This is a genomic window from Thomasclavelia saccharogumia DSM 17460, assembly GCF_000686665.1.
Classification (GTDB): Bacteria; Bacillota_I; Bacilli_A; order Erysipelotrichales; family Coprobacillaceae; genus Thomasclavelia; species Thomasclavelia saccharogumia.
Genome location: NZ_JMLH01000095.1, coordinates 1 through 8,228 on the forward strand (window position 1 = coordinate 1; position 8,228 = coordinate 8,228).

The 8,228-nt window shown below is 33.2% G+C and carries 7 protein-coding genes and 1 pseudogene; all 8 read left to right on the forward strand.

Annotated features, from left to right (window positions below):
- A pseudogene (locus BR82_RS15990) lies at positions 1-519 on the forward strand (FIVAR domain-containing protein); the annotation flags it as partial.
- Between the two features lie 180 nt (positions 520-699).
- Positions 700-1,740: an FAD:protein FMN transferase gene (locus tag BR82_RS0113870; protein WP_027090663.1), complete on the forward strand. Its 1,041-nt coding sequence runs from the start codon at positions 700-702 to the stop codon at positions 1,738-1,740.
- 3 nt (positions 1,741-1,743) lie between these two features.
- Positions 1,744-3,297, forward strand: coding sequence for an FMN-binding protein (locus BR82_RS15995; RefSeq protein ID WP_034865159.1), 1,554 nt, complete (start codon positions 1,744-1,746; stop codon positions 3,295-3,297).
- A gap of 23 nt (positions 3,298-3,320) precedes the next feature.
- On the forward strand, positions 3,321-3,767 hold the full coding sequence (locus BR82_RS0113880; RefSeq protein ID WP_027090664.1) for an FMN-binding protein: 447 nt from the start codon (positions 3,321-3,323) through the stop codon (positions 3,765-3,767).
- A gap of 1 nt (position 3,768) precedes the next feature.
- The gene (locus tag BR82_RS0113885) at positions 3,769-4,641 is read left to right on the forward strand and encodes a 4Fe-4S binding protein (protein ID WP_027090665.1); all 873 of its coding nucleotides are present in this window, start codon (positions 3,769-3,771) and stop codon (positions 4,639-4,641) included.
- A gap of 3 nt (positions 4,642-4,644) precedes the next feature.
- Positions 4,645-5,016 (forward strand): NusG domain II-containing protein, encoded by a 372-nt coding sequence (locus BR82_RS0113890; protein WP_027090666.1) that lies wholly within the window; start codon positions 4,645-4,647, stop codon positions 5,014-5,016.
- Positions 5,017-5,026: 10 nt separating this feature from the next.
- A complete protein-coding gene (locus BR82_RS0113895) occupies positions 5,027-5,533 on the forward strand; it encodes a Gx transporter family protein (RefSeq protein WP_034865157.1) in 507 nt (168 codons plus the stop codon).
- Between the two features lie 50 nt (positions 5,534-5,583).
- Positions 5,584-8,228, forward strand: a 2,645-nt coding sequence (locus tag BR82_RS16880; protein ID WP_084300864.1) for a penicillin-binding Tp47 domain C-containing protein, incomplete at its 3' end; no start/stop codon positions are given.

An 8,228-nucleotide genomic window follows, 5' to 3' on the forward strand; every position in this document is an offset into this window, starting at 1 on the left:
AAAGAGCTATTACAGGGATTATATGATAAAGTAAGTGGAATAGATATAGAACGCTATACAGAAGCCAGTGCAGAAAAATTTATAGAAGCAGCAGCCAAAGCTAAAGAAGTATTAGATGATCCAAATGTTAATCAGGAAGGAGTAGACAATGCATATAATGAATTATTGAAAACATATTTAGATCTACGGTTGATTCCAAATAAGGAATTGTTGACAGGAACGCTTACTAAAGCGATGGCGTTAAATAAAGTAAATTATAGTGCAAAGACTTGGGCAGTAGTAGAAGAAGCAGTAAATGAAGCTCAAGTAGTATTAAATAATCCCGAAGCAGTGCAAAGTGAAGTAGATAAAGCTGATGATGCTTTAACAAAAGCAATCGAAGGGTTAGAAACAGTAAAAGCCAGCGATTCTATAATGAGTATCAAAACAGGTGATTCAAAAGTGATAAATCACTGGGGTGCAATGATGCTTTTTACTGGTGCAATAATGATTTTAAAAAGAAAAAAAGTTGATAAGTAATAAGTTTAAGAACTGTTGATAGTGAAACTATGACAGTTCTTTTTGTATTTGTAAAAATAAATAATTTATAGATAATAACAAATTTTTATTGAAAAAAGTAGAATTGTTACTTGACACATCAATATGGTAGTGATAGTATTTCATTGAAAATAGTTAGTTAAAGCTAACTTTGGAGGGCGTATGTTAAAAAAGAATATAATTACCTATATAATATTAGGATGTCTGATTTTTACAGGATGTAGTGGTAGATCAGCAACTGAGGATGATACCGCTCAAGAACCTGTTAGTGAAGATGTTTTTGCAATGGATACCTACATGACAGTTACTGCATATGGAAAGAATGCTCAAAACGCAGTGGATGAAGCAGTTGATGAAATTGAGAGACTTGATGCATTGTTATCTACAGGAGATAAAAATAGTGAAGTATCTTCTTTAAATAACAATGGAGGTGGTAAAGTATCAGATGATACTAAATATTTAATAAGCCGTTCTTTAGATTTGTGGAAAGAAACTAATGGAAAGTTTGATATAACAATTTATCCAATTATGCAGTCATGGGGGTTTACAGATAAAAATTTTACAGTTCCAAGCAGCGAAGTATTGTCTCAGCTTTTAACACTAGTTGATTCTTCAGCAATAAAATTAAATGAGAAGAAATCTACCGTTACGTTTGAAAAAGAAGGATTAAAAATTGATTTAGGGGGAATTGCTAAAGGCTATACTTCATCACGGATCATGGATATTTTTCGTAAAAATGGGGTGACTAAAGGATTAGTTAGTTTAGGTGGAAATGTCCAGGTTTTAGGAAGAAAAACGGATGATGATCTATGGCGCGTTGCCATTCAAGATCCTGATGGCACAGATTATTTAGGAGTGTTGCAGGCTGAAGATTGTGCGGTAATTACTTCTGGAGGATATGAGAGATATTTTGAACAAGATGGTATTACTTATCATCATATCATTGATCCTGCAACGGGATATCCTGCTAATAATGGCTTGAAATCAGTTACGATCGTTAGTGAAGATGGAACTTTAGCTGATGGTTTATCGACTTCATTATTTATAATGGGTAAAGATCAAGCAGTTGATTTTTGGCAAAAACATAATGATGAATTTGATATGATCTTAGTAGATGATAATAGTACGATATATGTTAGTGAAGGAATTGCAGAGCGTTTTTCTAGTGATAAGGAAGTACAGATTGTAAAAAGAGAGGGCTAAATGATGAGTGATTATAAAAAGGTAACTGCTTTTGCACCTTTAATTGCGACAATTATTTTGGGTGGTTGTATGGCAATTACTGTTGTAAATTATGTTGCTCCGACATATGAAATAAAAGCCGGTGAAATCAAGACAACAGATGATAATAAACAAGAGGAAAATGATGTGATTGCTGTTGGAAATTTTGATTTAGCTGATGGAGTTTATCGTGGTGTTGGGACTGGTTTTGCTGGAAAAATAACAGTTTCAGTTGAAATAAAAGATAAGACGATCACAGCTATCAATGTTTTAGAAGTTGAAGCTGATGATGCGGCTTTTTTCAATCGTGCTAAAGGTGTAATTGATAAAATTATTGCATCGCAAAGCTTAGATGTTGATGTAGTGTCTGGAGCTACGTATAGTTCTAATGGAATTATCACTGCTGTAAAAAATGCTCTTACAGGTGAAAGTGATGATAATCCGGTTGCTAAAACAAACAGTTCTGCTAAAAGTACAGTTTTAGATAAAGTAGATGATCCTAAAGCATATCGTGATGGAACATATTATGGAACGGGGACTGGTTTTGGTGGAAAAATTACAGTTCAAGTAGATATTTCAGGTGGAAAGATAGCCGATATTAAGATTACTGATCATAGTGATGGAGCTAGTTATATTCAAAAAGCCCAGGCTATTATAACAAATGTTATTGCAACACAAAGTACGAATGTTGATACAGTATCTGGAGCTACATATAGTTCAGTTGGGATCATTGAAGCAATAAGAAATGCATTGAGCCAAGCTGCTGTTCAAGGAACAACGATTGTTGACACTAATCAAAATAATAATAATAGTAATAGTGATGCTAGCGCACCAGCAGGAACGATTCCATACAATGACGGAGTATATTATGGAAGTGGTGAAGGTTATATGGGAGATATTTCAGTAGCTTTAGTTCTTCAAGATCACACAATTAAAGCAATTTTAATTACTGATGTTGAGGCTGATGATGAATCGTTTGTAGAACGAGCTAAAGCAGTGATCACTAATGTAATCAAACAACAAAATACAGATGTTGATGTAGTATCTGGAGCAACATTTAGCTCTAATGGAATTTTAGAGGCGATCAATAATGCTCTTAATGAGGCTAAAGAAGCAACTTATGGCAAACCAGATACACCAAGCGAACCACAAGAACCGATCATTCCTGACAACCCAACTGAAGATGTATTATATAATGATGGTGAATATACAGCCCAGGCTTTATGTAATCCTGATGAAGATGAGGATTTTGCAGCATATACTATTTCTTTAAAAATAATTATCAAAGATGGTAAAATTGCAGCTGTAACAGATATTCAAGGTTATGGTGATGGATATCTTGATGATAATGATAGTTATATCAATAGAGCTGTTAATGGAACCAGCAGACTGCCAGGAGTTGTTGCACAAATTATTGAGAAAAATGGTACTGATAATATTGATATTGTATCTCGAGCAACTTGTTCTTCAAAATCGATTATTGAAGCATGTACTCAGGCTTTAGAAAATGCTAAACGTAAAGCAGAAATTGAAAATTAGTAAGAAAGAGTGTATCCGATAAAATGAAAAGTTTTGTGATAAAAGTGATAAATTTATTTTTGATCGTAGGTATAGTTATTGGCTATAATGTTTTGCTGGAATTTAGGAATAAAGATGATGAAATTGCTAAGCTAAATGCCCAGTTACAAAGTCTTCAATTGACAGTTGGTGCAACTAGTGATGGAAGTAGTCAAACGTCAGATTATAAAGATGGAACTTATAGTGGTGAAGCTCAGGGATTTGGTGGAATGATTGAAGTTGAAGTAGTAGTCAAAGATAAAAAGATAACTAATATTAATATTAAATCAGCTGATGGTGAAGACAGTGCTTATTTAACGATGGCTAAGGAGATTATTGATGATATTATCGATAAACAGTCTAGTGATGTTGATACTATAAGTGGAGCGACATTTAGTTCTACAGGAATCAAGGATGCTGTAGCTAAAGCTTTAGAAAAGGCGGTAAATTAGGATGAAAAAGTTAGATTTAAATAACATGTCTAAAAAAGATTTAAATAAGATTCATACTTATTTAAGAGCAGTTATTCAACTATTATATTTCATTTTTATTCCTTCTGTATACACAGCTGCTTTTTCAGGAGTAAAGTATATTTTTACACAAATTGGTACAGGGGATAAAATTGGGTTAACTTCATTTACTACGATTTTAATTGTTGTCTGTTTATATACGATCATTTTTGGACGCTTTTTCTGTGGCTTTGCCTGTGCTTTTGGAACTTTAGGCGATGCCTGTCATGCGCTTTATATCAAAGGATGTAAAAAATTAAAAAAGAAACCGATTTCGATAAGTGATACTGTAGCTAAAAAATTAATTTGGATCAAATATATTATTCTAATAGCAATAGTTGTAGCTTGTTTTGCTGGAGTTTACCATGTTACAAATGGTTACAGTCCTTGGGATGTTTTTTCAATGATTCATGCTGGTAATTTGAAATTAGGAGCATATATTCCAGGCGTCATAATCTTATTATTGATCATAATTGGAATGTTGCTTCATGAAAGATTTTTCTGTAAGTTTTTATGCCCTATGGGCGCTGTATTTGCCTTATTACCAGTACTGCCATTTTTTTCATTACGACGTGATAGGGAAAATTGTATCAATAGATGTTCAGGTTGTACAAGAAAATGTCCTTCAAATATTGAATTACCAAATACAGGTTCTTTAGAAACATCAGGTGAATGTTTTCAATGTCAAAAATGTATTGATATTTGTCCTAAAGGTAATGTTCATTGCGGGATCAAGGAACTTAAAGGAAATGAAGTGTTTTTTACGATTTTTAAAGCATTGTTATTAATGTCATTGCTTTTTTGGGCAGGAGTTTAATGAATGAAAAAAAGAGATATATATCTAGTTTTAGTTTTGCTTATTATAGCGGTTTTAATGTTTGTTTTTATAAATATGTCTCATCAAACAGCAGGTAATCGTATCAGGATTACAATTGATGGTGAAGTTTATGGTACATATTCTCTAGAGGATGATCAGACAATCGAAATTAAAGAAGATTTAGGAATAAATACTGTCCAGATAAAAGATGGTAGAGCAAAGATGATTGAAGCTGATTGTCCTGATGGTTATTGCATGGATCAAAATGAAATCAGTAGAGAAAATGAGACGATCGTTTGTTTACCACATAAATTAGTTGTCGAAGTTATTTTAGAAGATGGAACTGGTAGTGAAATAGATGGGATTTCTAAATAGGAGGGTAAAAATGAGCAGGAAAGTAACTTATGCAGCAATTTTAGTTGCTCTAGCAATGACTTTTAGTTATATCGAGGTGTTGATTCCTATAAACGTAGGCTTACCAGGAATGAAACTAGGATTGGCTAATTTAGTGGTATTGATTGGTTTTTATATTTTAAAACCGCAGGAAGTATTCTTTATTTCGTTAGTTAGAATACTTTTGATGGGATGTTTATTTGGTAACGGGCTTTCATTAATGTATAGTTTATCTGGTGGGATCTTAAGTTATCTCATTATGCTGCTTTTGAAGAATATTAAGGGATTTTCAATCGTGGGGATAAGTATTGCAGGTGGTGTAAGTCATAATATTGGACAAATTTTAGCTGCTATCTTGATCATTCAAAATAGTAAGATCGTTTATTATTTACCGCCATTAATGATTGCGGGAATAATAACTGGAGCTTTAATTGGCTTTCTTGCTAAAAGGATTCTTCCTACAGTTAGTAAAGGAAGTCAAAAAATATTAATTAAATAGTTAGAGGTTTCTAACTATTTAATTAATATTTTAAGAAAGAGGAGAGAAAAATGGAAGACAAGAAGAATTTAAACAAGCCGTTTGCTGTCATGATGGCATTTACAATGTCATTGGGACTTACCCCAACATCAGTCTTTGGAATAGGTGCTAATGATATTGTAAAAGATGGCACATATCAAAGTACCCAAAGAGTTTTGCGGACTCAAGAAGACGATGAAAACGAGGAAGAATGGGGTGAATATGATATTACAGTAAACTTACAAGTAGAAAACGGTAAGTTTGCTAATATCAATGTTACTACTGGAAATGATTATGATAGTGAATCAAAATCTTACTTTGATAAAGCTTACAGCAAAAGCAAAGGATTTAAAACATTGATTGAAGGAAAAGATGCAACTACAGCTACCATCGAACAATGGGATACTGTAAGTGGAGCAACACGGACATCTACTGCCATTAAAACGGCTGCTTTAAAAGCTCTAGAAAATGCTGAAACAGTAGCTAAAATTGATCTTGAAGCACTTTCAAGTGAAATTTTAAAAGCTGAAGCATTAGTAGAAAAAGATTACACTGTTGAATCGTGGGCAGTTTTAAAAGCTAATTTAGCCAGCGCTAAAGCGGTTTATCAAAATCCGGAATCACAAGCGATAGTAAATGATGCATTAGCTAAATTACAAAGTGCTATTACTGAATTAGAAAAAGCAGCTCAATATAAATATGTTTATGCTGGGCTTAGCTGGGCAGAATACTGGGCTAATGAAGATGTTTATCTTGTTGAAGGAAGTAGTTTAACTGCTGGTTCAAATCAAACAGATAAAAGAGGTGAATTAGATAAAGGGGCTTTTGATACTGTATCAAGAGCAACTACTAATCATGGACTTCACCGTGGAAGTTATCAGTGCAATGCTGTAATTTATGATACTGATGGAAAGACTTATGAAATTTCTTATTGGACTAGTAAAAATGATGCTGTTTTGACAAATGGAAATACTATTAATTTTGATAAAGGTGTGATCACATATACACAAGATGGTGTAGAAAAAACAGCTACAATGGATCATTATGAAGTCAAAGGAATTAAATATGTTCCTGTAAAAGTAAAAGCTGAAGATTATGATGATTTCTGTAAACAATATGCTGTTGTTGAAAATGATGGTACTGTAATAGGCGGCTTTAGTGAAAATGAATTAGTGGCTTATTCTAATAGTGCTAATGTAACAGAGACAACTAATGGATTAAAAACTGCAAGTAAAAATAATGATGGAAGTTTTACTTTTGGTGCAAGAAAAACTGGAACTGATTCTGGTTTAAAAGATAAATCACAACTTAAAGCTGCAAATATTGAAGCTGAAGTGAAGGAAGCAAGTGGTAGTTATGGTGAATTCTTGCGTGTTGATTTAACTGGTGATGGTTATGGTGATTTAGGTTCAAGAATGTATGCTGTGCGTTGGGACTATTATGGTGATGACAGCAGTTATAGTAACTGTTTAACTTCATATGGTACTAAATTTGCTGCTGATAACTGGATGCATAAATCAATGGGAATTCAATTAGGTTTAACTAATTCGTTAAGATGTCAATTGCCTAGTGGGACTGATGGTACAGGATATTGGGCATTAACTGTATATGCAATGGGATATGAAGATTATACAGTTAAATTCCAAGCAACAGATGAAAATATCGTTAAAGAAGATATCGTAACAGAGGCTTTAGAGGCTGCAATTAATACTGCGTCTAATTTAGTAGAAAGTGATTATACTGTTGAATCATGGGCTATACTGCAAGAAAAATTAACTGTAGCTAGAGAAGTATTAGAAGCTAAAGAATCACAAGTTGAGATAATTAAAGCTGCTAATGAATTATTAGATGCAATGAACTCACTTGAAAAAATCTCACCATATGTTTATGGTACAGTTGATTTATCATATGCGGATTTCTATTATGGTGAATTAAACGATATTGAAGCTTCATCAACTATGGATCTAACAGCAGCAGATAAAGTAACAGCCTCTAATTATCGTAAAGATGGTATGTATGATGCCGTAAGTAGTGCGACAACAACTAAATCAACTAAATTTGGGGCTACTTATTATACACAAAGTGATTCAGGTGTAGAAATCGAAGGATTAAAAGATGTCAATATTGCTGTACCAACTTCTTTATATAATGAGGCTAAAGAGGCAATCAAGGAAGGTAAAGGATGCAATAATAAATTGTTGACTATCATTGAAAATATGACAGTGACTGATACGATTCCTGCAGAATATAAAGTATTAAATGGTGATGGAACATTGGGAGCAATGGTTAGTGAGACTGTTGTAGATAATGAAGCAACAGCACAAATTGCTACAAATACAACTTGGGGACATTATCAAATCGATGTTGAATCAGATTATTTACCAACAAGTGACAATATGGAAGGTGTCGTAATCGAAACATCAGATGGTAAGAAATATGGAATGGAACATTTGGAAAATCTATGGTTGAGAAGTGGAGAAATTGCTTTTGCAGTAAAAGACGGATTCAAAGTTCCTCAAGGTAATGCAATCGATTATCTAAGACATGAAGAATTACAAGGAAAAACAATCACAAAGATCACATATCTAATCAAAGACGCACCAGATCTAGTAATCAATACAAACTTATTATGTAAGAAATTATTAGATGAAGAATATCAGGCAGCCGGAAAAGATGC